This is a genomic window from Pirellulales bacterium (assembly GCA_035939775.1).
In the GTDB taxonomy this organism is placed as follows: Bacteria; Planctomycetota; Planctomycetia; order Pirellulales; family DATAWG01; genus DASZFO01.
In genome coordinates, this window is sequence record DASZFO010000298.1 from 1 (window position 1) to 26,062 (window position 26,062).

The 26,062-nt window shown below is 61.5% G+C and carries 20 protein-coding genes; 10 read left to right on the forward strand and 10 right to left on the reverse strand.

Annotated elements, in window-relative coordinates:
* From VGY55_18630 to VGY55_18675, 10 genes are all read left to right on the forward strand, one after another.
* Positions 1-1,142 (forward strand): KpsF/GutQ family sugar-phosphate isomerase (locus VGY55_18630; GenBank protein ID HEV2971996.1); only part of this gene is annotated, 1,142 nt, incomplete at its 5' end.
* 138 nt (positions 1,143-1,280) lie between these two features.
* Positions 1,281-1,808, forward strand: a complete 528-nt coding sequence (locus tag VGY55_18635) for an HAD hydrolase family protein (GenBank protein HEV2971997.1) — start codon at positions 1,281-1,283, stop codon at positions 1,806-1,808.
* Positions 1,809-1,816: 8 nt separating this feature from the next.
* Positions 1,817-5,164: a hypothetical protein gene (locus VGY55_18640; protein ID HEV2971998.1), complete on the forward strand. Its 3,348-nt coding sequence runs from the start codon at positions 1,817-1,819 to the stop codon at positions 5,162-5,164.
* Positions 5,165-5,641: 477 nt separating this feature from the next.
* Positions 5,642-5,812 carry a hypothetical protein gene (locus tag VGY55_18645; protein HEV2971999.1) on the forward strand — a complete coding sequence of 57 codons (171 nt, stop codon included), beginning with the start codon at positions 5,642-5,644 and terminating at the stop codon, positions 5,810-5,812.
* A 115-nt stretch (positions 5,813-5,927) separates the two neighbouring features.
* Positions 5,928-6,944, forward strand: a complete 1,017-nt coding sequence (locus VGY55_18650; GenBank protein ID HEV2972000.1) for a sigma-54 dependent transcriptional regulator — start codon at positions 5,928-5,930, stop codon at positions 6,942-6,944.
* Positions 6,945-7,498: 554 nt separating this feature from the next.
* Positions 7,499-7,675 (forward strand): hypothetical protein, encoded by a 177-nt coding sequence (locus tag VGY55_18655; protein HEV2972001.1) that lies wholly within the window; start codon positions 7,499-7,501, stop codon positions 7,673-7,675.
* Positions 7,676-7,825: 150 nt separating this feature from the next.
* Complete coding sequence (locus VGY55_18660) at positions 7,826-8,323, forward strand: hypothetical protein (protein ID HEV2972002.1); 498 nt, start codon at positions 7,826-7,828, stop codon at positions 8,321-8,323.
* Positions 8,324-8,389: 66 nt separating this feature from the next.
* The gene (locus tag VGY55_18665) at positions 8,390-8,566 is read left to right on the forward strand and encodes a hypothetical protein (GenBank protein ID HEV2972003.1); all 177 of its coding nucleotides are present in this window, start codon (positions 8,390-8,392) and stop codon (positions 8,564-8,566) included.
* 321 nt (positions 8,567-8,887) lie between these two features.
* Positions 8,888-9,616 (forward strand): PEP-CTERM sorting domain-containing protein, encoded by a 729-nt coding sequence (locus VGY55_18670; protein ID HEV2972004.1) that lies wholly within the window; start codon positions 8,888-8,890, stop codon positions 9,614-9,616.
* Between the two features lie 61 nt (positions 9,617-9,677).
* Positions 9,678-10,088 (forward strand): spore germination protein GerW family protein, encoded by a 411-nt coding sequence (locus VGY55_18675; GenBank protein HEV2972005.1) that lies wholly within the window; start codon positions 9,678-9,680, stop codon positions 10,086-10,088.
* A gap of 3 nt (positions 10,089-10,091) precedes the next feature.
* Here VGY55_18675 and lpxI read toward each other — a convergent pair whose 3' ends face one another.
* The 10 genes from lpxI to rpoB form a co-directional block, all read right to left on the reverse strand.
* Positions 10,092-10,943, reverse strand: a complete 852-nt coding sequence (gene lpxI, locus VGY55_18680) for a UDP-2,3-diacylglucosamine diphosphatase LpxI (protein ID HEV2972006.1) — start codon at positions 10,941-10,943, stop codon at positions 10,092-10,094.
* 153 nt (positions 10,944-11,096) lie between these two features.
* Complete coding sequence (gene lpxD / locus VGY55_18685) at positions 11,097-12,164, reverse strand: UDP-3-O-(3-hydroxymyristoyl)glucosamine N-acyltransferase (GenBank protein HEV2972007.1); 1,068 nt, start codon at positions 12,162-12,164, stop codon at positions 11,097-11,099.
* 143 nt (positions 12,165-12,307) lie between these two features.
* On the reverse strand, positions 12,308-13,012 hold the full coding sequence (locus tag VGY55_18690) for an HAD-IA family hydrolase (GenBank protein HEV2972008.1): 705 nt from the start codon (positions 13,010-13,012) through the stop codon (positions 12,308-12,310).
* 123 nt (positions 13,013-13,135) lie between these two features.
* Positions 13,136-15,274, reverse strand: a complete 2,139-nt coding sequence (locus tag VGY55_18695; protein HEV2972009.1) for a site-2 protease family protein — start codon at positions 15,272-15,274, stop codon at positions 13,136-13,138.
* On the reverse strand, positions 15,259-16,395 hold the full coding sequence (dxr, locus tag VGY55_18700) for a 1-deoxy-D-xylulose-5-phosphate reductoisomerase (GenBank protein ID HEV2972010.1): 1,137 nt from the start codon (positions 16,393-16,395) through the stop codon (positions 15,259-15,261). The genes VGY55_18695 and dxr overlap by 16 nt, the downstream gene beginning before the upstream one ends.
* A 57-nt stretch (positions 16,396-16,452) precedes the next feature.
* On the reverse strand, positions 16,453-18,528 hold the full coding sequence (gene fusA / locus VGY55_18705) for an elongation factor G (protein HEV2972011.1): 2,076 nt from the start codon (positions 18,526-18,528) through the stop codon (positions 16,453-16,455).
* A gap of 105 nt (positions 18,529-18,633) precedes the next feature.
* The gene (rpsG, locus tag VGY55_18710) at positions 18,634-19,104 is read right to left on the reverse strand and encodes a 30S ribosomal protein S7 (protein HEV2972012.1); all 471 of its coding nucleotides are present in this window, start codon (positions 19,102-19,104) and stop codon (positions 18,634-18,636) included.
* Between the two features lie 125 nt (positions 19,105-19,229).
* On the reverse strand, positions 19,230-19,598 hold the full coding sequence (rpsL, locus tag VGY55_18715) for a 30S ribosomal protein S12 (protein HEV2972013.1): 369 nt from the start codon (positions 19,596-19,598) through the stop codon (positions 19,230-19,232).
* A gap of 233 nt (positions 19,599-19,831) precedes the next feature.
* Positions 19,832-24,178, reverse strand: coding sequence for a DNA-directed RNA polymerase subunit beta' (rpoC, locus tag VGY55_18720; GenBank protein HEV2972014.1), 4,347 nt, complete (start codon positions 24,176-24,178; stop codon positions 19,832-19,834).
* Between the two features lie 154 nt (positions 24,179-24,332).
* Positions 24,333-26,062: DNA-directed RNA polymerase subunit beta (rpoB, locus tag VGY55_18725; GenBank protein HEV2972015.1), on the reverse strand; the 1,730-nt coding region annotated here is incomplete at its 5' end.

Consider the following 26,062-nt stretch of genomic DNA (forward strand, 5'->3'; position numbering starts at 1 on the left):
CCCGCGCGATGAGCACCGCAGCCGCACCGGCCCCTGGGCCGCTCAGCCCGTTCGAGCAACTTCGTTACGCCAAGCAGATCATCCAGATGGAGGCCCAGGCCCTGGAAGGGCTGGCTGGCAGGCTGGACACCGAATTCTGCCGGGCCGTTGAAGAGCTATATCATTGTCCCGGCAGCGTCATTGTCACGGGAATCGGCAAGGCGGGTTTGATCGGCCAGAAAATCGCGGCCACGCTCTCTTCGACCGGCACGCGCAGCCATTTCCTGCACGCCGGCGAGGCTGTGCATGGCGACCTGGGACGCATCCATCGGACCGACGCCCTATTGGTGCTCTCGCAAAGCGGCGAGACGCAAGAAGTGATTCGCCTGCTGCCGACGCTCAAGGGTCTCGGCATCCCGAACATCGCCATCACCGGCAGCCGAGCGAGCACGCTGGGGCGAGCGGCCCATGTGACAATCCAGCTCGGCTCGCTCAAAGAGGCCTGCGCGCTGGGCTTGGCCCCGAGCACGAGCACGACCGCCATGCTGGCGATGGGAGACGCATTGGCTTTGGTCACAAGCCGCATGCGCAGCTTTGGGCGAGAGGACTTTGCCCGCTTTCATCCGGGCGGCAGCCTCGGGAGGCAGTTGGCCAAGGTCGAGGATTGCATGCGGCCGCTTGCGGATTGCCGCGTGGCCATTTGCAGCGAGAGCGTGCGGCAGGTATTTGTCGAGCGCCGCTTCTCCGGCCGGCGGACCGGAGCGATCATGATTGTCGATCCGGATGAAATCCTCCGCGGGATCTTCACCGACAGCGATTTGGCCCGGCTATTCGAGAGCCGCCGCGACGGCGCACTGGATGGCCCGATCCGCGACGTAATGACCAAGCGACCGACCACTGTTCCGCTCGGCTCGATGCTCACCGACGCGGTCGAGATCATGGGTGAGCGGAAGATCAGCGAATTGCCGGTGGTGGACATGGCCGGTCGGCCGGTTGGATTGATCGACGTGACCGACGTGGTGTCGCTCTTTCCTGAGGGGAATTTGGCGTTACAAGCTGCGCCGGCGGCAAAGTCCTCTGCCGTTCCACCCCCCAAGAACCCCGCCTTTACCAATCGGCCGCCACACCCTCGACAATCCGCGCCGCGCGGCGACAATTCGTGAGATGTGGCAAAGGAAATTGAACCGCCAAGTCGCCAAGGACGCCAAGATACGAAGAGGTTCGCTCATCAACCGTGTTCTTGGCGTCCTTGGCGCCTTGGCGGTTAACAATCTTTGAATTGCATCAGTGGAGCCGTCATCGTGAAGACCGAAGAGCGGGCCGCGCGCGTCGAGTTGATCTTGTCGGACGTCGACGGCGTCATGACCGATGGCAGCGTCGTGTTCGACAACCAGGGAATCGAAACCAAGCTCTTTCATATTCGCGACGGCCTCGGCATCAAGCTTTGGCGGCGGGCCGGATATCGGTTTGGCGTGATTACCGGCCGCTCGTCGCAAATCGTTCGGATGCGAGCGGCGGAGTTGGGCGTTGATATCGTTCGTCAGGGAGTCGAGGACAAGCTGGCGGTCGTCGAACAGATCGTCGCCGAATTGGGCCTCGAGCCGCAACAGGTTTGCTACGTGGGAGACGACTTGCCGGATCTGCCGGTGGTGCGTTTTGTCGGACTAGGAGTCGCCGTGGCCGACGGCAGCGAAGACTTGCGTCGCGCGGCGCACTACGTGACAACCACTCCCGGCGGCCGCGGCGCGGTCCGCGAAACAATCGAGTTGGTTTTGAAGGCGCAAGGCCGCTGGGAAGATCAAATCCAAAAGTACGGCGGCAAGGGGTGAGTCCTTTGATGATCGCCAAGCTGAAACGCACCGCCGTCGCTCTAGCAACGGCTTTGGTCGCTTTCACGGCCTATCACGTGGTGGCAGTGCCCTTTATCGAGCCTTCGTTTGAGGACCGTGGCGCGAGCGTCGAGCCGGTCGTCATCGAGCCGAGCAAAGATCGCTCACTGCTCTTGAAGCCGTATTTTCCGCCAGGCTCGTGGCAGCTCGACAATCCGATCGTGTTCGACAACGACCGGTCGAAGTTGCTCTACAAGGAATACCACAACCTGGACAATGGTCGAGTCCAACTCTTCCCCTGCACGATCCTGTTTTTTCCAAGCGACGAAGCGGCGGCCGGCGCTCCGCAACGGGTTATCGTGCTCGACTCGCCTCGGGGAGCGCTCCTCCAATTCGACGGCCCTTTCGATCCGCTGCAAGGAAAGTTTAGCCAATTCCAAGGGGGGCAAATGAGCGGGCCGGTCACGATCCACGGCACGCCCAGCCGCCTGGGAGCAAACGATGAATTGTTCGTCGAGGCCCGCGACGTGCGATTGACGACCGAAAAAATCTCGACGGATGCGCCAGTCGATTTCTGGTTCGGCCCTAACGAAGGTCATGGCCGCCAAATGGAGATCCGACTGTTGCCCTCCAGCAAGCCGGCGACCGGCAAGCAGCGCGGCCCCAATATTGGCGGTTTAGAGTCGTTCGAGCTGATGAGCGACGTGCAAATGCGGCTGGTGCCGGGCACCAGCGGTCTGATGCCCCTTGATGGCCAGCGCGGTGGACAGAAACCAGCTTCCCCTGGGCGTGCCGCTGCCGCTGAGAACGCTCTGCCGCGGCCCGACGATCGCACCTTCCAGCGAGCGACCGATTCGCGCACTGCTGCCAATGGCGGGCCGCAACCGCCGGTTGACATTCGCTGCCACGGCCCATTCAAGTTCGACATGATTCGATACATCGCCACGTTTCGCGACCAAGTCGACGTGTTTCGCGCGCAGCAAAATGGACCAAGCGACCAGATGAACTGCGATTGGCTTTCGGTTTTTTTTGCTCCGAAAACCGCAAGCGGCGAGGCCGCGGTCGGAGAGACCGCGGCTCCCTCGAAATCCGCGCCCGACGCGACTGGCGGCTCGCAACGGATTCCGAACCTCGAAGCCCGGCGGATCGAAGCCCGCGGCACTCCGGTGATCCTGCGCGGCGAATCGAACGATGTCTATGCCCGTGCCGAACACCTCGACTACGATATTGTCACTGGACAAATCTCGCTCGACGACTCGCAGGAGGTAACGCTGCGGCAGGAGATGAACGAGTTTCATGGTCCGTCGATCGTCTATTGGCCGGGCGAGCCCGGTCGGCTCGGTCGGCTGAATGCGATCGGCCCAGGTTGGCTCCGCGGGCTGCCGCCGCAATCCGCCGGGCAGGATTCTCGATCCAGCGATCCGCGAGCGCGGCAATTGGCCTCACCGGGCATCTCGCAACTAGGACTTCCCATCGCCGCGAATCATCGCGCGGCTTCGCCAAGCGCACCGCAGTTCTTCGAGGCCCAGTGGTCGAAGAAACTCTTGATGGGTCCGGACGGCGAAAATCACTTGATCCGTCTGATCGGCGACGCACGAGCCAGTTTCACCGGGCAGGGGACGCTCTCATCGGACGAAATTGACCTGTGGCTCAAAGAACTGCCGCCGACCGAGAAGCCGGTGGCCGGCTCTCCGCCTCCGCACTGGCAAGTGATCGCCGATCGAATGAAGGCTCGGGGACACGTGCAGATCGATTCGCCACAGCTTACCGGCGCTACATCGCAGCTCGAGGCATGGTTTGAGCAAGCGCCGACTCCGGCGGCGGCCGCTCCGGCGCCGCCGGGAGGTAATCCATTTGGAATCGCCGCGGTCGGCGCGCCGCTCGTTGGATCGAGCCCTCGAAACCCGGTTTCGGCGGAGGCTCAATCACCGGCCGGCCAGGGGCGATTGCCGCTTACAGGAGGGCCACTCGGCGGCGCGACGATTGGATTGCAGACAGCCGCAGATGCGCCGCCCGCGCAGCGTAGCTTCGTGCAAGGTGAATTGATTCGCATACAGTTGCTCGTCGGAGGGCCAACAACCGAAGTCCGGGAAGTCATGGTCAGCGGCAATCCGGCCGAAGTCGCCGCTAACGGACTCGAAATGTACGGAGATGTCGTTCGCATGAACGAACGCACCAATCGAATCTGGATTGATGGACCCGGCCGGATGAAACTCCCCGAGAATCAAACCGGGTTTTCCGTCTTCCAGCCGTTCGACGCTCGTCAAGGTGCGCGCAGCCAGCCGGCGCCAGGCGAGCCATTGTCGATCATGCGCTCCCCTGCCGCGCCGGATCCGATGGTCGTCACCTGGAAGGATGGAATGACGTTTGACGGCAGCACCGCCCACTTTGAGCACTCCGTCGTCGGCGATAGTCGCGCGCGAAAGTTTCGGACGGACGTGGCCGAGGTGTTGCTGCACCGGCGAATTGATTTTTCGCAACCGAGAGCCGGAGAGCGACCCCAGATCGAGCGAATCATCTGCCGCGGCGGCATGTGGATGGAGAGCCGCGGCTTCGATGCCAAGGATCCCGATAAGCTGATTTCGCTAGATCACATGCAGACCGGTGACCTGATGATCAACGAATTGAGCGGCGAGATCCTCGGCCAGGGGCCCGGCTGGCTGACGAGCGTTCGCCAGAATTCGCCCGATCCGATGCAGCCGGCCGTGGGGCCGCTGGCGGCAAGTTCCGCCGTGCTGCCGGTTTCACACGCCGCGGCAGACCACGGCGGCAGGCATTCCGGCGCCGCCGCCGGTCGCGGCGCCACGGGTCGAAATCATAAGACCGCCGACAAAGCGCCGCTGAATTATCTTCATGTGACCTTTAACGGCGCCCTTTCCGGCAATTTGAACCAACATGAAATCACCTTCCACGACCACGTAATTAGCGTGAATGGTCCGGTCCTGTCCTGGGAGGATGAGTTGAATCCCGATCAGGTCGACGATCTGGGGCCGGGCGGATCGAAAATGACGTGCGATCAGCTTACGGTTCGCCAGACCGACGCCAAGCCCATGGCGGCTGCGCCGCAGCGGCGACCAATCGAACTCGAAGCGATCGGCAACGCGGTCGTGCAGGGGGATGTCTTTACTGCAAACGCCCATCGGCTGACCTATACCGAGGCCAAGGATCTACTCACGCTCGAAGGGGACGGTCGCAGGGATGCCGAGCTGTTCCGCCAGGAGCGGCCTGGTGATCCTCCTGCACAGACGCTGGCCCGCCAAATCTTCTATTGGCGCTCGTCGAACAGCGTCTCGATCAACAAGGCCCGGCTCCTCGATCTAAACCAGATCCCGAGCCAGGACGAAGCAGACAAATGATCGCAATACGGCCTTTGGGGTAGGAATTCGCGTTCGCGAACGGTTCCCGTGGTTGGTCCGCCGACGCGTCCAACCTTGGGCTAAAGGGCTCGACGTCGTTGGCCTCGAGTCGCCAACGTTCTCACGATCTCACCAAATCAGTGAATCCTCACCAAACAATGGGGGGCTCGCCAAAGTCATTGCGGAATAGAGAGATGCGCCGAATTCCGCGGAATTCGGTATCACAAAACAGTGAAATTCGCAACACGGCATGCGGAGTCGAAATACCGCGCGTAAGCGGACCGAACCCATTTCATCGCAATACCTTGCGAATTGCGAAACGGTATTTTGTCCGGTTCGGAACGGACATTGCCTATGACGTTGGCGGTAATTGTGCGCTTCGTATGAACGGAGCGGCTGCAATTTGGGGATTGGCGGCGAAGACGAGGCAGATCCTCTTCTTCTCTGATGTTCTCATTTTTTAGAAGGAAACGCACCGTGAACGCAGCAAATGATTATGTTGCCGAGCAGGATTTGGACTATCAAATCAAGTTCCGCCGTCCTGAGCCGAACAAGCCGGGACGTCCGCGCCGGCCCGAGCATACGCGTCTCAGTCGGCCGACTGGGTTTAACGGCATGCATCGCCGTCGTAACAAGCGCTACGGCTAAGGCCCTTTTCGCTCGTCCATTGAGTGCCGCTGTTAGCCGCCATGACTCATAGTCGGCGGCACAGCGTTGCTTGATACAGAGTGTCGCTCGATCTCGTTGGCCGGTGGATATTGATGTGAGCACCATTACAGAACGACCTTTGGCTGGCATTGGGGCGGCAATCTCTGCGCCCGCTCTGCGCGCGCCGGTCGACATCGAATGGGTGCTCGGTCGGAATCCGGCAATTCGCCGAGTGGCACAGCATGCTCAGCGAGCCGCCGAAGTCGAATGCACCGTCCTCATCTCGGGTGAAACGGGAACCGGCAAGGAAATCTGGGCGCGGATGCTGCATCGCAGCGGTCCTCGATTCGAGAAGCCCTTTATCCCCGTGAATTGCGCGGCCCTGACGAGCACGTTGGCCGAAAGTCAACTATTCGGTCACGAGAAGGGCGCGTTCACCGGGGCACTTGGCAGTTCGCTGGGCGTGTTCCGAGCGGCCGACGGCGGGATTGCATTTCTCGATGAAATCGGCGAGATGCCGCTCGATCTGCAACCGAAGCTGTTGCGCGTCTTGCAGCAGCGCGAGGTGACCCCAGTCGGCGCGGCCCACCCCGAGCCGATCGACGTCCAGATCCTCGCGGCCACGAATCGTGATTTGGAGTCGGAGGTCTCGGCCGGGCGGTTTCGCGAGGATCTCTTCTATCGGCTCAACATGGTCGAGCTGCGCGTGCCGCCGCTCCGGGAACGGGTGGACGACATCGCCGAACTGCTCGAATTCTTCTCGAGCCGCTTCGCGGCAAAGTACCGCCGGCCCGTCTGGCGGCCGAATGCCGAGACGCTGCGCGACTTTTGCGAGTTCGACTGGCCTGGCAATATCCGCCAATTGTCGCACGTGATCGAGCAATCCTATATCTTGGACTCACAGCCGATGTTGCCGCGAGCCGCGAACAATTTGGCCCCAACCTCGCTTCCGTTCTTCAACCTCGGCCGCCTGCGGACTGAAGCCGTCCGCCAGGCGCTCGGCGTGACCCGGGGGCACAAGGGCCGCGCGGCGAAGCTCTTAGGCGTGCATCCCAATACGCTCACGCGGCTGATATCGCAGCCCGAGCCGGCCCGGCTCGGGCCAGATGCAGACGATACGGCGCCGTCCTAGCGGGATGCCGCCGTCAGCGCTTCGTACCGCATACCGACCCAGGGATCGCCTCCTTGGGTTTTTTCATGCGCCACGCGTGATGGGCTGTTCCGTCGTTTAACCCGGATCCATCGGCGACGGCGTCACGCTAAAACACCGTCGCCGATGGCTCCGGGTCAAACGATGCGGCGCGCGCCGCGCAATGGCGACGTTTCTGACGTTCGCGAGTGCGCATTTTCTCTCCCAGCTTCTGGGAACCTTCACTGCATCTGGGAATCGAGCGTAAGCGTTTCTTGCGACAACGGAATGGATCAACGCCGCGCACAAACTGTCTGCAACTCGGTGAAACGCGGCGCGGAGCAATTCTCTTCTCGATAACTTTCATTCGCGGCGCAAGCCCATGGAGCGGCGCGACTTGAGCGCGACGTGGTTTTTAATGTGCGATTGGGCACGGACCTTGCTTTAGAGAGCCATCGCAAGTGTGACCCGAAGGAACGAGCGAAGGCCGATTCAGCGTGTCGCATTTTTTGTGTGAATATGTGTGTGACTAGTTGTGTGAATTCGAGGGAACGACGATGAACCAAGCCATCTCCAGCTACGACGACCAACGGGAATTGAAGTATGAGGTCGAATTCCGGCACATGGCGCCGCAGCCGAACCAGCGCTTCCGCCGGGCCGATTTCGTCCGCCGCAATCGCCCGACCGGCTACAACGGCATCCACCGCCGGCGCAATCGGCGATTTACGTGGTGACCATCCGGGAATCGAGAAGCAGGTAAGCGTGGTGCGAAACCGACCGGCAATGATTGCGATGGCTCCAAGAGTCCTTTGCGATCTGCCAGCGACGAAGGCCCGTCTTAAGCGTTAACCCATTTCTACCTGAGTAAAGCGAGCAACCGAACCATGCCTACCATTGCCACTCCCATGACCGGAGTCATGACGCGCGAGAAGCCGAGGTTGGAACGCCCCGTGAAGCCGGTCGCGGCAAAAAACACGTTGGAATGCTTGATCGTTTCGAGCGATCGCAGCCGGCGCGAGTCGCTGTCGCGCGCGGCGGCGGAGAACGGATGGTCGACCGTGGTCTGCGCCGACTCCCAGACAGCCCGCCGAATGGCGAACCGGATCGCGGTCAAGCTGGCCATCGTGGATATGGAGGACCCGTCGCTCGCCGAGTCAGGCGGGCTGCGGGAACTCTCCGTTGAATTGTCCTGCGCCGGCGGCCCACTTCTGGTTCTGTGCGGCGCCGACGGCGACGTGCACCAGGAGATTTGGGCTCGGCAGCTCGGCACTTGGTTTTATCTGGCGGGAATGGCCGACACCGAAGCGATGGCCCTGCTGTGCAGCGAAGCGCGACAAGTCGTGGAGAAAACCAGTTCCCAGCAGACGCTTCCGCTCGCCTGACCCAACTTATCCCAGCGATCGGTTCATCACCCGTTTTGATTTATCCGTTCTTACCAGGAGCAAGACATGCATACCCCGAGCTATTCCTATCAGGCCGATTACGAACTCGATTACGCCGTGGATTTCAGCCGCCGAAATTCGGAACCGGAACGTCGCCGTCGCCGGCCCAGCTATTCCCGCGGCAGCCGCCCGGCAATGGTCAACGGCATTTTCCGCCGCCGGCACAAGCGGATTTCGTGGTAGCTGCGAATCGGAGCGATTGCGCCGCCACGCGCGGGTCAAAGGCCGCGCGGCGCGATCAGCCGGACGCATCTGGATCGTAGGAAACTCCCTCCGTGGCGTTTCGCGACCGGACGCGATCATCCGGCGAATTCAATCAGACACATGCGGAACAGAGGAAGCGGATCGAAAACTACGGCGCCGCCCGGCCAGTCCGGATAGCGCGAAAGCCAGCGGGCAGCAAACCGCTTCCCGTCCCCCCAGAACCAACACTCAGGACAAACGAACATGTTTTCCACGACCAGATCCATCCTTTTCGGCGTACGGCCCGCGGTGCGTTGCCTCATGTTTGCCGCAGCGGTCGCGTGCCTCGCCGTCTGCCAATCGAGCCGCGCGGCACAAGTCGATCTGACGAACGCCCATTTGAGCGACTTGCTTGTGCCTGGCAGCTACGCCATCGTGGGAAACGAGCGCTTCGATACTTTCACCTTCAGCGCTACGTCCTCGGGAGGCGCGATGCAGCCCGATCCGACCAATATCAAAGTCAGCGCTATCAATCCGCCGCCCGACACCGGACTTTTCTTTCAAGGCGGACCATTCCTGACCGTCGGCAATCAGACAGTTGACGCCCATCTAACATTCGACGTGACGGCACTCAATCCATCGCTGCCGATAACAATGGCCAACTTGAGCTACACGGCCGCTACGGCGGGGGGTGGCTCGGCATCGATCTTGGAGGTCGTGCGCGACGCGTCGAACCAACAATTGGGGCAGCAATTGGTGATCGAACAACAGAACTTGCCGAACGGCGGAATGTCGTTCGCGACGATGACCTTCGCGCCGCAGACCACGATTCAAGTCTCGAAAGACATTCTGCTAGTAGGCGACGCGTTCACCACGACATCGCCAATCAATGTGGCGGCCGTCAGCGACTTTTCTCAAGCCTTCGACGGGCCGAGGGTGCCAGAGCCGAGCAGCGTCGTTATGGCGGCGATGGGGTCGGCAGGCTTAGGATGGTTCGGCTGGCGAAGGAAGAATCGGAACCGAGTGCGACAATCGTTAAAGGCGGCGTGAAACCTCCTGATATGATAGAAGGTTGAGCGGCACGAGTTGTGCAGATCGTTGTGAGGAACATATGATTCATCTTGCCGGAGACCATGTCATGGAAAGCACGATGCAGCAACGGGATCAGCCCGCAACCGCCGAGCCGGCAACCTTTCTGGAACGGATGGCGGAGAAGTTCGGCTTGCACGCCCGCTCGGCGGCCATTTTTTCTGAGCCGATCGAGAAGGACGGAGTGACCGTCGTTCCGGTCGCCAAGGTCCGCTGGGGATTCGGAGGCGGCGGCGGATCGAGGGACGGTCGGGAGCAAGGTTCCGGCGGCGGAGGGGGAATGAACGTCACGCCCGTCGGATACATCGAACTTAAAGACGGGCAGTCGCAATTCAAGCCGATCCGCGATGCCAGTTCGTTCGTGCCCGTCATCGTCGCCGGCGGCTTCGCCGGTTTTCTTTTGCTGCGGGCGCTGCGCAAGCTGATTCGATGAGGGCTATGCTTCCACGGCCACAATGACGATGCCATGGCGCTCGGCGAATTCGACGACTTGCGATTCGTCGACGAGAATCGTGCGCCCGGCTTCGACCGCCAGCAGCTTGCCGCCGGATTGGGCCATTGCTTCGAGCGTTCCAATGCCGATCGTAGGCACGTCGAACCGCATGTCTTGCTGCGGCTTGGCTACCTTGACGACTGTGAATCCACCTGCCCGGCAAAGCGCGCCGGCCCGGCGGATGCATTCGTCGGTGCCTTCGATGGCTTCAACGGCCAGCGGAGTCCGATCTTTAACGGCGACGCTTTGCCCAATGTCGAGCCGTCCCAGCTCTTTGGCCAATTGCCAACCCATTTCGATGTCCTTTTGCTGGGCGGGAGATGGGCCGCGCCGAGTGAGTCGTCCCGGTTTCACGAGCAGCTCCGGTGCGTAGTCGGTGGCGGGAGCGAAGGTGATGCCGGCCTCGGCGAACGCTCCCGCGATCGCTGCCAGAAGCGTGTCGTCCTTGCGGTCCCGGCGGCCGGCGACGAAGTGGGGCCAAAAGGTGCGGAGCGTCCGCCAATCCGGCAGATACCGAAACCACGCCCACGGCTGATACAGTTGAACTTTATGGATCTTGCCGGCCATCGTCGCTTCGCGGACGCCATGGCGGCGGAAGTAGCGAATCGCTCGGCCCAGCTTTGACAGCCCGACCCACGCGAATTCGTCGCAGCATTCGGCCAGCGCTGGATCGGCATGGTCCTTGATTGCCAGCCCGCAGACATGGTAGCCACGGCGCCGGAGCGCTTCGGCCAGCGCGACAGGGAATCGCCCCCAACCGGCCAGCAAACCGACTTTCGGGCGATGTACGCGCAAATCTGTTTCGTGGCGCGGGGCGGACGACGGATTTGACGCAGCATTTTCGTTGCCAGGCTCTGCAACTCCGCCCGGTCTGCGACCATGATTTGCAGTTTCGATTTTGCGTACCCTGTCTTTGTTGCGCCGGCCTTTTACGCCGCAGACGGCCTGCTACGCGGCCTGATCCTTCCGATCGTGATCGACTTCCCTCTCCGCCAGGAGCGCGTCCATCTGCCGCTGCAACTGCTTGAGCTGCTGGCGCATCTCGGGCAAACGTGCCAACAGGGCAAACTTGAGCTTCTGTTCGCGCAGCGGAACGGCTGGCGCGCCGAGCATGTGCGCGCCGTCGGGCACGTCGTTCGACACGCCCGCCTTGGCGCCGAGCACCGCCCCGGCGCCAATATGTACGTGGTCGCGAACTCCCACCTGTCCGGCCATCACAACGCCGTCGCCCGTGGTCGTGCTGCCGGCGATGCCGACCTGCGAACAGATCAGGTTGTGCCGACCGATGCGGCAATTGTGGGCGATCATCACCTGGTTATCGATTTTCGACCCGTCGCCGATGACGGTCGCCGCATACGTGCCACGGTCGATCGTCGAACAGGCCCCGATTTCGACATCCGAGCCCACTTCGACGAACCCCAACTGTGCCGAACGCTGGTGCTGCCCCGAGACCAACTTGTAGCCGAAGCCATACGCTCCGAGCACGGTTCCAGCATGGATCACAGAGCGATCGCCGACGATCGTATTTTCGTAAAGGACGGCGTTGGGATAAATCGTAACGCCGCGCCCCAGCACGCAGCCGGACAGCAGGCGCGCACCGGAGTGGACTGTCGAGTGGGCGCCAATCTCAACTTGGTCGCCGATCGTCGCTCCGGGATGCACATCGACGTCATCCCCGAGCCGCGCCGTCGGACTGACCGTGGCGCCCGGGCTAATCCCAATTCGGACCATTTGCCGGACGGGACGAAAGTGCGTCACGATCGCGGCGAATGCCGCATGCACGTCGTCCACTTGGATCGCCGGCAAATCATCGGGCAAATAACCGCTGGGCACGACCAAGGCGCTCGCGCGGCAGTGCGCCAGCCGATGGGTTTTGTCCGGCGAATCGAGCAGACTGATGTCGCCCGGCTCAGCAATGTCGAGCGTGGCGGCTCCGTCGATCAGCAGCTCGCCATCCGCCGTTCGCGCCAACCGGCCAGCGATCAATTCCGCTAGCATTGCAAGACGGCTGGCCATGATCGTGTCCTTTCTCGGCCGCAATGGCGCCCCGGCCCAAAGCGCAACGCCTCGCGCGGGATTTTCCTTCCTTGGAGCCGCGAAATGTTAACCGGCCGCGGCAATGCGGGCAAGAGAGATTGTGCGGGGAAAAGCGGCGATCATCACAATCGATCTGGCAATTCAGCGAGCGACGTGATCAATACGTCCGGAGGAGCCTGCGATCGAATGCCGCCTGCCCGATCGAGCAGGATTGCATGCCAGCCGGCGGCCTTGGCCCCGCGGTAATCGTTTTCCGGGTCGTCACCAACGGAAACGAGCGCGGCGGGGTCGAGGCCGAGTTCGCGCTCGACGGCCTGAAAGAAGTCGCCCGCCGGCTTGCGAAAACCGATCCGCGCCGACATGAACAATCGCGCCGCATGACGCAGAGGGACGATCCCTCGGGCGATCTGTTCCAGTCGATCGTCAAAGTTCGAAGCGATTGCGACGACGAATCCGCGCTCGACGAGCGATCGCCAACACAATTCAACATCGTCGAAAGCTCGCCAGCTTTCCGGTTTCGCGAAATGTGTCCACAACTCGACGAAAAGCGTCTCGCGATCCGCGGCGCACGGCACCGCATCCCGAAAGACTTCATCGACGATCTCGCGCCAACGCTGCCGTTCGCGTTCGGGATCAGTGCGCTGAGCGTGGAGCAGTCGATCCGCGGAATCTTGTCGGTCGAACGCACGGCGAAATCGCGCGACGATTTCATCTTCACTCAAATCCGCGCCGACCCGCCGCGCCGCGCTCGCATAAGCGACCGCCACCGGCGGATCGGCATAAATCAGCGTCCCCACGGCGTCGAACAATACAGCGCGAATCAGCATGGGGGCCACGATCAAGTACGAAGTACAAAGTGCGAAGTACGAAACGCAAGCGGTCGCAGCCCAGGTCCCACTTCAAACTCTTTTTTTCGTACTTTGCACTTTGTACTTCGTACTTCCGTATCGTCACCACGGCCAGAGCCGGTGGATGTCCAACCCGAGCACGAAGACCATGAGCACGAGGATGAAGATCAGGCCCAGATAGGTGAGGGCCATCATCGTGCGTTCGCTGGCCGGCTTACCGCGGATGCCTTCGTAAAGCAGGAATACCATATGCCCGCCGTCGAGGATCGGGATCGGTAGAAAATTGAGCACGGCCAGATTGGCGCTCAGAAACGTGAGAAAAATCAAGAACCGCGAAATTCCCTCGGATGCGCTAACCGCGGCCGCGGCGGCAATGGTTCCCGGTCCGCCAAGGTCGGTCAACGGTATTTGGCCCGTCGCCAACTTGCGGACCGTGGTCGCGATTTGCCAGACGGATTCTTTCGTCTCTCGAAGCCCCAGCGCGAGTGCTTCACCCCAGGAATCGGCGTGCCGGAACGCTGAAAGGGTCTCGACTCGAAAACCGCGCTCGGGGTTAAGCCAATCCTTGGAGGCGGCCGTTTCGAGAATAGCGCTCTTTTTTTCTGCTCCACGCGACCACGACAATTCGACCTTCTGTCCGATCGGAGCGACCTGAAGAGCATGGTGCAAGAGGAGCCAATTGTGGTGGTCGGCGCCGAACTCGATTGGCTTTTCGGGCATCGCCAACAGCTTGTTCGTCCTTTTCTCGTCTTCAGTCGGCGCGGAAAACGACACCGAAGTGAGTTCATCGCCCGGTTCAAGTTTCCCGTCGGCCGGGCTTCCAAGCTCGACCGACTGGACTGTGTTTGAAACGGAATAAGCGATTCCCAATTCGTCGGATGATCCGGGGCCGTTTTCGGAAGGGGGCATGAAATTGCGCGGAGCACGCGGTTTTACTTTTAGCGAGACGGTCGATGTTTCCTTTCCATTTTCCGTCCGCTCGACCTCGATCGCCACTTCCTGGCCGACAAGGCTCCGCAACGGCTCGCCCAATCGAAGTGGATCGATATTGCGCTGGCCGTTGACGGAAACGATGCGGTCGCCGACCTTGAAGCCGGCAGCTTCGGCAGGCGAATTCTTCTGGATCGCCGCGATCGGGCCCATCCCCATCACCAGCCCCAAGACGCGCATCGGATTCGTAAGCACATTGATCTTCACCTCGGTCGCTGAAGTGCCCGGACTTGCGCCATCCGTCCGCTCGACGTAAATGTCCAATGGATGATCCGCGAACGTTGCCAGAATCTCTTGCATCCGCTGGTAGTCGCCAACGGGTTGCTTCACGAATTGATTGCTCTCCCCCTCTTTGCCGCGATCCGACGTTCTGCGAATGAACTTGATCGTGTCCCCTGCCTTGAATTCCGGAGTGGCTTTCGCCGCCGACGTATCTGGAATTGTCGGCTCGCTCGCGAATTTTGTGCTTAAGGATGCGATAACTCCGATGCCCGGATAGCTCTTGTCGCCTTGTCGCAGCTCGATTGGACGAAGGACGAAGGTTTCCGTTTGCTCCGTGCCGTAGCGTCGGACTTCCAAATCGAGCGGATTATTAGCGCCAGTGAGGACCACGCTCATTTGCAAATCGTGATCGTAGCGCAGGGTTTCACTCTCGCGCTCATTATCGAAGCGAATAATCTTGTCGCCCGGCTGAATCCCCGCCGTCCAGGCCGGCTTGCCGGGCGCCGTGCCCCCAATCACGCAGGGGATATAACGAACTCCATTTCGATACGCGATCGCGGCGAAGATCACGGCGAAGATCACGTTCATGATCACGCCGGCCGAGATGATCGCCATCCGCTGGGGGACGCTCTTGGCCATGTAGCTCCGCGGATCGTAGGCGATGTGCTCGTCGCTCGTCGGCTCGGCGGGCAGATCGCCGGGATGCTTGACCGCCGCGGTGTGCGACTGTTGCATCTTCGCCCGCTCCCGTTCCTCGGCTGCCCGCGTGGGGTTGTCGTCCTGGCCGAGCATCTTCACATAACCGCCCAGCGGCAAGATGCCAATGCCGTATTCCGTTTCACCCCAGCGGAATCGAAAGATTCGCCAACCGTTAATGTCGAATCCGAGGTAAAACTTCTCGCATTTCACCCCGCAGGCCTTGGCAACCAGGAAATGCCCCAGTTCGTGAACGAAGATCACTAGCCCCAGGCCAATCGCGGCCGTGACCCAATCCTGTATGCCGAGCGCGCCGATCAGGTGCAATCCCACCGCAAGACCTCCTCTCGAGCCCAGGCGTCCAATTCCAGCAATCGTGCCAGCGAAGGGTCAGGCTCAAATGGGTGATGTTCGACAATGATACGGCACACGGAAACGATTCTTGCAAAAGGGAGCCCGCCGGCCAAGAACCGCTCGACCGCCGCCTCGTTGGCCGCGTTGAGCACCGCTCCCGTCGTGCCCCCGGCCCGGGCCGCCTGCCATCCCAATTCCAGCGCCTCGAACCTCGAAAGATCGGGCGGCTGGAAATCCAATTGTAGCACGCGGGATAGATCCAGTCGCGCCGCCGGTCCGCGACGGCGCCGCGGATAGGTCAGAGCATACTGAATCGGCAGCTTCATGTCGGGCGGGCTCATTTGGGCGATCACCGACCCATCGACGAATTCCACCAGCGAATGCACGATCGATTGCGGATGCACCACGACGTCGATCTGCTCGGGCGCCAGATCGAACAGCCAGCGGGCCTCGATAATCTCGAGCGCCTTATTCATCATCGTGGCCGAGTCGACCGTCACCTTCGGACCCATGTTCCAATTCGGATGCCGCAAGGCCTCTTCAACCGTCACGCGGGCCAATTGCTCGGGCGTGTGCCGCAAAAACGGCCCGCCGCTGGCCGTGAGCACGATCCGCCGCACCTCTTCGCGCCGGCCCGCTTGCATTGCCTGAAAAATAGCGCTATGCTCGCTATCGACCGGCAGGATTAGCGCGCCGAATTGGGCCGCCAGACGTATCACAATCGCTCCGGCAATCACCAGCGTCTCTTTATTGGCCAAGGCGATTGTCTTGCCCGCCTCGACCGCTGCCAAAGTGCTTTGCAATCCAGCCCTGCCGACGATCGCCGCCAGCACGATATCGACCTGGGGATCGGAAACGACGCGACTGAGCGAATCGGCGCCCGTGAGCAGCTCGCACTCCTCCGGCAAACCGCTCCAATCTTGCCGAGCGGCGGCGGGCTCATCCGTCGCGATCACCCACCGCGGCCGAAATCGCCGCGCTTGCTCAATCAGGGCCGCCGTATTGCCGTGAGCCGAAAGCGCGATGGGGTTGAGATCGCCGTCGGAGGCGGCAATCACCTCCAGCGCGCTGCGGCCGATGCTGCCGGTCGATCCAAGCACGGCGACATGGGCGGCGGATTGTGTCGTTCGTGCGGAAATGGAATCACCATGCGTGCTTCAGATGAATGCAGCTTGCACGTCGGTCGGCGCCGGGCCGTATTTGAGCGGCTCCATTGAGAAGGTGGCCCGGCCTTGGCTCAAACTGCGCACCGCCGCGGAATAGCCGAACATCGTGGCCAGCGGCACCTCGGCCTCGATCACGGTGTTCACGCCGCGGCTCTGGGTGCTCGTGATGATCGCCCGCCGCTGCTGGAGGTCGTTGATGATATCGCCCAAATGGTCCTCGGGCGTGGTCACTTCCAGCGCCATGATCGGCTCGAGCAACACGATGCCGGCCGCTTCGAGGACCTTCGTGAAAGCGTCGGCCGCGGCGATCCGCAGAGCCACTTCGGCGGGCATCGGCTCGGGAAACGGATGCTCCAGCACCTCGATCGCGCAATTCCAAAGCGGGCAGCCGAGCAAGCCGCCCCCTTCGCCATGTTCTTTCAGAGCGCTCACCAAGATCGCTGCCGCGTTGCGGACCGCGGCGATCTCCGTGAACCAGTTCGTGAAGACTTCACAGGGCTTGTTGTTGCCGCGCGGCGCGACGCGAATCTTCGCTTCGGCGAACAAGACTTGCCCGCCCACCTGCCGCTGACACTTACCCAGCGCCTCGGCGTTCGACGCGACCGTCTCCTTGTAGCTCACCCGCGGCTTGTGGACCCGGACGTCGAGGTTGAAATCCCTCAGCAACTTATGCTTGATCACTTCCAGGTGCAACTCCCCCATCCCGCTAATGATCGTTTGGCCGGTCTCTTCGTTCTCGTGGGCGCGAAAGGTAGGGTCTTGCCGCTTCATCATTTCCAGGATGTCGCCGAGTTTCTTCCGCTCGAGCGAAGTCTCCGGCTCGATGGCCATCGAGATGACCGTCTCGGGAAACTGGATCGACTCGAGCAGAATCGGCTCGGCGGAATCGCAAAGCGTGTCGCCCGTGATCGAGATCCGCGGGCCGATCACGCCGACGATGTCTCCCGCCTCGGCCGACGGCACTTGCTCGCGGCGGTCGGCCTGGATGTGCCAAAGCTGGGCGGCATTCTCCTTCTTGTCCTTGCCAGGATTGTAAACGCGGCTGTTCGCCTTGAGCCGCCCCGAGTAAATCCGCAAGAAATACAGATCGCCGTGCTTGTCGGCCAGAATCTTGAACACCAGCGCCGAAAACGGCTCCTCGGGATCGGGCTTGCGGCTGATGCGGCCGTCCGGCTTCTTCGGATCGATCCCTTCGATGGGCGGAACGTCGGCCGGGCTGGGAAGATAAAACATCACCGCATCCAATAGCGGCTGAATCCCCACGTAGTCGAGCGCCGAACCGCAGAGCACCGGCACGATCAACCGGTGCAACGTCGCATTGCGGAGCACACTCCGCACCAACTCCACCGGCACCGGCGATTTTTCCAAAACCAACTCCGCCAGCTCGTTCGAGTAATCGAACAACTGCTCGAGCATGTGCTCGCGCCACAGCTCGGCCTCGTCGTGCAGTTCGGCTGGCAGGTCCGATTCGATGACCTCCGCTCCTTGGCTCTCGGGCGTGAACGTCAGGAGCCGCATTCCGACCAGATCGACCACGCCGCGAAACGGATTGGCGACGTGCGGCGGGCCGACACCCCAAGGGATTTGAACGGCCACGGGATTCGAGTTCAGCCGCTCGCGGATTTCGTCGAGCGTGCCGTGGAAATCGGCCCCTTCGCGATCGAGCTTGTTGATGAAGGCCAGCCGCGGCACGCCGTATTTATCCGCCTGCCGCCAGACCGTTTCGCTCTGGGCCTCGACCCCTTCGCGGGCGCTAAACACCACGACGCCTCCATCGAGCACTCGCAGGCTCCGCTCGACCTCGGCCGTGAAATCGACGTGCCCCGGCGTGTCGATCAGATTGATCGTCACGTCCTTCCATTGGAATGTGACCGAGGCCGAATAGATCGTGATCCCGCGCTCCTGCTCCTCGGGATCGAAGTCGGTGATGGTGGTGCCTTTGTCGACATCCCCCATCTTGTGGCTCGCCTTCGCGTAGTACAGCATCCGCTCGGTGACGGTCGTCTTGCCGGCGTCGATATGGGCGATGATCCCAATGTTGCGAAGGTTTTCGAGCTTGCGAGACATAAAGAGGGGCTGGGGACTAGGGGCTAGGGGCTGGGGAACAAAAGACCGGCGAAGCCGGCCCGTGATCGCCAGTCCCCAGCCCCCAGTCCCCAGTCCCTCTCTTTCTTACCAGGCGAAGTGGGCGAAGGCCTTGTTGGCGTCGGCCATGCGGTGGACGTTTTCCCGCTTCGACATCGCCGCGCCTTCTCGATTGTAGGCGGCGAGCAGCTCCTCGGCCAACTTCTCGTGCGTCGGCCGCCCCTTTTTCTCACGGATCGATTGGAGAATCCAGCGGATGGCCAGCGACTGCTGCCGGTTGCGGTTCACTTGCATCGGCACCTGATAGGCGGCCCCGCCGACGCGCTTCGACCGGACCTCGATCGACGGCTTGACGTTTTCCAGCGCCTGCGTGAAGACCTCGCCGGGGTTCGCGTCGGGCAGCTTGCCTTTGATGATGTCCAAGGCGTCGTAAAACACCTTCTGCGCAACGCTCTTCTTGCCGTCGTGCATCAAGCAATTGACGAACTTGCTGGCCAACAGCGAACCATACCGCGGATCGGGCTTCAGCGACGTGCGGCTAGCAGTAATGCGACCCATGCAACAATCTCTCCATTAGCCGGCTCGCTCGCGAGCCGGAATACGATTCAACTCGGCGATGTCGTTACGGCCACGTTAGCCGGTTCGCTTGCGAACCGGAGTACCAACAAGTGTCCACCACGTCACTACGTCTTCTTCGCCCCATACAAGCTGCGGGATTGCTTGCGGCCATCGACTCCCAACGTATCGAGCGCCCCGCGAACGATGTGATACCGCACGCCCGGCAGATCGCGCACGCGGCCGCCGCGCACCAGCACGATCGAGTGCTCCTGCAAGCTGTGCCCTTCCCCCGGAATGTAGACCGTCACCTCTTTGCCGTTGGACAACCGCACGCGGGCAATCTTCCGCAGCGCCGAATTCGGCTTCTTGGGGGTCATGGTCTTCACTTGCAAGCAGACCCCGCGCTTCTGCGGGCACCGATCCAGCACCGGCGACTTGCTAAACTTCCGGGGCGGCCTGCGCCCCCGGCGAACGAGCTGATTGATCGTGGGCATCGAATGGTTTCTTCAAGAATCCAAGGGTCTCTTTGACTCAACTCATTAGAACTCATCAGGTTATCGGATTCAGGCCGACTGTCAAGGGCGACGGAGTCCCTGAACCGGCCGGAATGCCGTAGCATTTGATCGCTAGGATTTAACCGCTGGGGGCGGCGCGGCCATCCAGCGTAGTCGTCTCGCTCCGACGTGATGACGTTGTAGTCCGTTCCTCACAAGGGTGAAGAGTACACTTACTCCGCCTTCTTCCCCTTCCCATCTCCGCCGCCGAGAAGGGATTCCAGGCTGGTGGCTGGGGCGGCGGGAGCGGCTTTGCCGCCGTCGGTGGCTGCGGCGCCGCCGTCCAAGAGCGGGAAGTGGCGGGTGAGGACGCGCTCCTTCTCCTTCGCCAATTCTTCGAGCGCTTCGCGGCGGATGCGGACTTCCGAATCTTGGAAGGTTTTGAAGCCGGTGCCGGCCGGGATCAGGTGCCCGAGGATCACGTTCTCTTTCAGCCCGACCAGGTGGTCCACCTTGCCGGCCAGGGCCGCTTCAGTGAGCACCTTGGTGGTCTCCTGGAACGAGGCGGCTGAGATGAAGCTGGAACTCTGCACGGCCGCCTTGGTGATTCCCAAGAGCTGCGTGCTGGCGGTGGCCGACTTGGGTTTGGTGCCCTTCGACGCTTCGCCGCCCAGGGCTTCGATCTGGGCGTTGACCTGCTCCAAGGCATCCTTGGGCACGATCGTGCCGGGAGCGAAGTCGCTATCCCCCTTTTCCGTGATCTTCACGCACTGCATCAGGTTCTGATTGGCGCCGCGGAACTCGAACTTGTCCATCACGCTGCCGGGCAACAGCCCCGTATCGCCGACGCTTTCGATCCGCACCTTCCGCAGCATTTGCCCGACGATGATCTCGATGTGCTTGTCGTCGATCTCGACGCGCTGGCTGCGATAGACGTTTTGAATCTCGCGCACCAGGTACTGCTGCACGGCTTCCTCGCCGGAGATGCGCAGGATGTCGTGCGGCACGAGCGGGCCATCCACCAGCGCCTCGCCGGCCCGGACGAAGTCCCCCGCGTGAACGCGAAGGTGCTTGCCGTGCGAGACGAGATGCTCGCGCTCGATCCCGCTTTCGCTGCGGACGATGATCGTGCGCTTGCCGCGGCGCTTCTCGCCGAGCAGCTCGACCGTGCCGTCGATCTCGGCGATGACGGCGGGGTCCTTCGGCTTGCGGGCCTCGAAGATTTCGGTGACTCGCGGCAAACCGCCGGTGATGTCCTGGGTGCCGGAGACTTCGCGGGGCGTCTTGGCCAAGAGCGTGCCGGCCGAGATCGTATCCCCTTCGTTGACTTCGATATAAGCCTTTTCCGGCAAATAGTAGAAGTCGAGAATCTTGCCGCTCGCGTCTTCGAGAACGATTTGCGGATGGAGGTCTCCCTTGTGCTCCATGACCATCCGGCGGACGTGTCCGCTGGGGTCCTTCTCGACGCGGGTGGTTTCCCCTTCGATCACATCCTCGAACCGCACCTTGCCGCTCACTTCGCCGAGGATCGGAATGCTGTGCGGGTCCCATTGGCAGAGGACCTGCCCGACCTTGACCTCGTGATTCTCTTCGACTTTCAGGATGGCGCCGGCGGGAACTTCGTATTTCTCCAGCTCGCGCCCCTTGGGATCGAGGATCAGGATTTCGCCGTTGCGAGTGAGCACGACCTGCTCGCCGGCGTCGTTGCGCACGACCTTGAGCCGCGTGAACTGGACGACGCCGGCCTTTTTCGCCCGGCTTTCGTTCTCGACGATCGATCGCTGCCCGACGCCGCCGATGTGGAAGGTGCGCATCGTGAGCTGGGTGCCCGGCTCGCCGATGCTTTGCGCTCCGATGATGCCGACCGCCATCCCTTCCTCGACGAGATTTCCGGTGGAAAGGTCCATGCCGTAGCAGAGCCGGCAGACGCCGAGCGTGGCGTCGCAGGTGAGCGGGCTGCGGACCTGGATCTTCTCCAGCCCAAGTTCCTCGATCCGGCGAGCGACGCGCGGCGTGATCAGATCGTTTTCCTTGACGACCATTTCGTCGGTGATCGGATTGACGATGTTCGCCCGGCTCACCCGGCCGCGGATCGAATCGGCGAGCCCGACCTCGACCTTCTCGCCGCGGTAGATGACCCCCTTGGTGACGCCTTGCGTGGTGCCGCAATCGTGCGTGGTGACGACGACGTTCTGGGCCACGTCGGCGAGCTTGCGGGTGAGATAGCCCGAGTCGGCCGTCTTGAGGGCCGTATCGGCCAAACCTTTGCGGGCGCCGTGCGTGGAGCTGAAGTATTCCAGCACGGTGAGACCCTCGCGGAAATTCGCCTTGATCGGCGTCTCGATGATCTTGCCGGACGGCTTGGCCATCAACCCGCGCATCCCGGCCAACTGGCGAATCTGCTCGACGCCGCCGCGGGCGCCGGAGTGGGCCATCAGGAAGATCGGGTTCACGTATCCCGAGGCGCGAGTGTCGTTTTCGAGTTCCGACATCATCTCCGTGGTGATCTTTTCGCGGGCGTGCGTCCAGGCGTCGAGCACCTGGTTGTAGCGCTCTCCTTCGGTGATGATGCCGCGCTGATAGAGCTTGTAGATTTTGAGTACCGACTTCTCGGCGTCTCCAATGATCCGGCTCTTGCTCGAGGGCGTGATCAAATCGTCGGTGGCGAACGACAGGCCGCTCCGCGTGCTGTTGCGGAAGCCGAGGCGGTTCATGTCGTCGAGCAGGTCGATCGTGCGGCGCCGCCCGAGCGTTTGGTAGCAGTCGGAGATGACTTTCGCCAACTCGCTCGACCGCATCGGGATGTTGTAGAAGAGCATCCCGTCGGGAAGCACGGAGTTGAAGATCACGCGGCCGACGGTCGTGTCGATGAGCGCGCCCGGCTTGGCCTGCGCCTCGATGTCGGTCTTGAGCCGGCGCGTCGGCGGCAGCTTGACTTTGATCCGGGCGTGCGTGTCCAAGACACCCAGCGAGTAGGCCAACTGCACCTCGTCGAGCGAAGAGAAGGTCATCCCTTCTCCCTTGCGGCTCGGCAGCGAGATCGTGAGGTAATAGCAACCCATGACCACGTCTTGCGACGGGCTGATGATCGGCGCGCCGTTGGCCGGGCTGAAAATGTTGTTGGTCGACATCATCAGCGTGTGGGCTTCGACCTGCGCCTCGATCGAAAGCGGCAAGTGGACCGCCATCTGGTCGCCGTCGAAATCGGCGTTGAATCCCTTGCACACGAGCGGATGGAGCTTGATCGCGTTCCCCTCGACCAGCACCGGCTCGAAGGCTTGAATGCCCATGCGGTGCAGCGTCGGAGCGCGATTCAACAACACGGGATGGTTGCGGATCACCTCTTCGAGGATATCCCACACCTCGTCGTCCTTCCGCTCGAGCATCTTCTTGGCGCTCTTGATCGTATCGGCGTGGCCCAGCTCCTTGAGCCGGCGGATGATGAACGGTTGGAACAGCTCGAGCGCGATTTTCTTTGGTAGGCCGCATTGGTGCAGGCGAAGCGTCGGGCCGACGACGATCACGCTGCGGGCCGAATAGTCGACGCGCTTGCCGAGCAGGTTCTCGCGGAACCGGCCTTGCTTACCCTTGATCATGTCGGTGAGCGACTTGAGCGGACGATTGCTCGATCCGAGCACGGGACGCTTGCAGCGGTTGTTGTCGAACAGCGCGTCGACCGACTGCTGCAGCATCCGCTTTTCATTGCGGATAATCACTTCCGGCGCGTTGAGATCCACCAGCTTCTTGAGCCGGTTGTTGCGGTTGATGATCCGCCGATACAGATCGTTGAGATCGCTCGTAGCGAAGTTTCCGGAATCCAAGAGCACGAGCGGCCGCAGGTCCGGCGGAATCACCGGGATCACGTCGAGCACCATCCACTCCGGCTTGTTGTCGCTGTCGCGGATCGCTTCGACGATTTTCAACCGATTGATGAGGTCCTTCTTCTTCTGCTTGGAAGAGGTTTCGTGCAGATCTTCCCGCAACGTCTTGGAGAGCGTGACCAGATCGAGTCCGACCAATAGCTTGCGGACCGCCTCGGCCCCCATGTCGGCCTCGAACGAGCCTTCTCCGTATTGCTCGCGTGCGGTGCGGTATTCTTCCTCGGTGAGAAGCTGCTGCTTTTTAAGCGGCGTGTCCTTCTGGTCGATCACCACGTAATCTTGAAAGTAGATGACCTTTTCCAGGCTGGTGGTCTTCATGTCCAAGAGATTGCCCAAGCGGCTGGGCATCGCCTTGAAGAACCAGATATGCACGACCGGGGCCGCCAACTCGATGTGCCCCATGCGCTTGCGGCGCACGCGGCTGTGCGTGACCTTCACGCCGCAACGGTCGCAGATCATCCCCTTGTATTTCATCCCGCGGTACTTGCCGCAGGCGCATTCCCAGTCTTTCTCCGGGCCGAAGATTCGCTCGCAGAACAGACCGTCCTTTTCGGGGCGGTAAGTGCGGTAGTTGATCGTTTCCGGTTTCTTGACCTCGCCGAACGACCAACTGCGGATGTCGTGCGGCCGGGCCAAGCTGATCTTGACCGCCGTATAGTCGTTAATTCGATCGTAAGACGCTTCGCCAATACTGCTCACGGTTAGGCTCCTTTGTCAGGGGTCAGGGGCCAGAGATCGGGCGTCAGAGAAGCCGTGGCTTCACTGCCGGGTCGTCCCGACGTCAGATTTTGGATTTTCGGTTTTCGATCTTGGATTTTCGATTTTAGATTTCAGGATTCAGAATCCGAGATCATCAGATTCGTCGCTTTTCCAACTGCATGTTCAAACCGAGGCCGCGGATTTCGTTCGTGAGCACGTCGAAGCTGGCGGGGGTGCCGGCCTCGAGCGTGTTCTCTCCCTTGACCATCGATTCGTAAATCTTGGTTCTTCCCTCCACGTCGTCGCTCTTGACGGTGAGCAGCTCCTGAAGGATGTATGCGGCGCCATAAGCCTCGAGCGCCCAGACCTCCATTTCTCCGAACCGCTGCCCGCCAAACCGCGCCTTGCCGCCGAGCGGCTGCTGCGTAATGAGCGAGTAGGGGCCGGTGGAGCGGGCGTGGACCTTGTCGTCCACCAGATGATGCAACTTCATCATGTAGATGTAGCCGACGGTGGTTTCCTGCTCGAGCGGCTCGCCGGTGCGGCCGTCGAAAAGCTGGGCCTTTCCGTGCTTGGGCAACTTCGCGTCCCCCAGGCATTGAACGATCGCGTCTTCCGTCGCCCCGTCGAACACGGGAGTGATCGCCTGGAATCCTAACAGCGCTCCGGCCCAGCCGAGGTGCGTCTCGAGAATCTGACCGACGTTCATGCGGCTCGGCACCCCCAGCGGATTCAACAGAATCTGCACGGGAGTTCCGTCGGCTAAGAACGGCATGTCTTCCTGGGGAAGGATCTTGGCGATCACCCCCTTGTTTCCATGCCGTCCGGCCATTTTGTCGCCGACCGAGATCACGCGCTTGGCGGCGATGTAGACCTTCACCATTTGCAGCACGCCGCTGCGCAGCTCGTCGCCGCGCTTCATGCTGTTGAGTTTGCGGTCGCGATCGTCGATGGCCGCCTCGACCGCTGGCCACAGGTTCTTATGGGCCTTTTCGACATCCGCCTTGCGCTGCGGGCTGCGGATATCGAGCGCTTCGAGCTTGAACTGCAGCGCCCGTTCGGCGACGAACCGCGATTCCTGATCGCGCACCAAGGGCGTACCGTCCTCGTCGGTCAGCGGTCGCTGCAGGATCGATTCCATCTCGGTGACCATCGCGCCGAAGGCTGCCGCGATTTTCGCATTCCCCTCGTTCTCCGCTTCCTTAAGGGCCTTCTCGAACGTCTTGCGCTCGTCTTCCGAAAGGCTCATCCGGCGGGAGAATTTCTGCGTATCGATGACGATCCCCTCGACGCCCGACGGGACTTCGAGCGAATCGTTCTTCACGTCTTCGCCGGCCCGGCCGAAAATCGCGTGCAGCAGCTTTTCCTCGGGCGTCAGCTCGGTTTTCGACTTGGGCGAGACCTTGCCGACGAGGATGTCGCCCGGGCGGACAAACGTGCCGATCCGGATGATGCCGCTTTCATCCAGATTGCGCAGCGCCTTTTCGCTGACGTTGGGGATGTCGCGGGTGAACTCCTCGCGCCCCAGCTTCGTCTCGCGGATTTCGATATCGAACTCCTCGATGTGGATCGAGGTGTATGTGTCGCTCTTCACCAGCTCTTCGCTGATGATGATCGCGTCCTCGAAATTGAATCCGTCCCAGGCCATGAACCCGACGAGCACATTTCGCCCCAGCGCCAGTTCCCCCTTGTAGGTGGCGGCGCCGTCGGCGATCACCTCGCCTTTCTCGACCTTTTGCCCGACCTCGATGATCGGCTTCTGATTCTGGCAAGTCCGCTCGTTCAAGCCGACGAACTTGCGGAGGTTATAGACGTCGCTGCCGATCTCGATCCGATTCGCATCGACGTAGCTGACGGATCCCTTGCGTGCGGCGCGGACGAGCA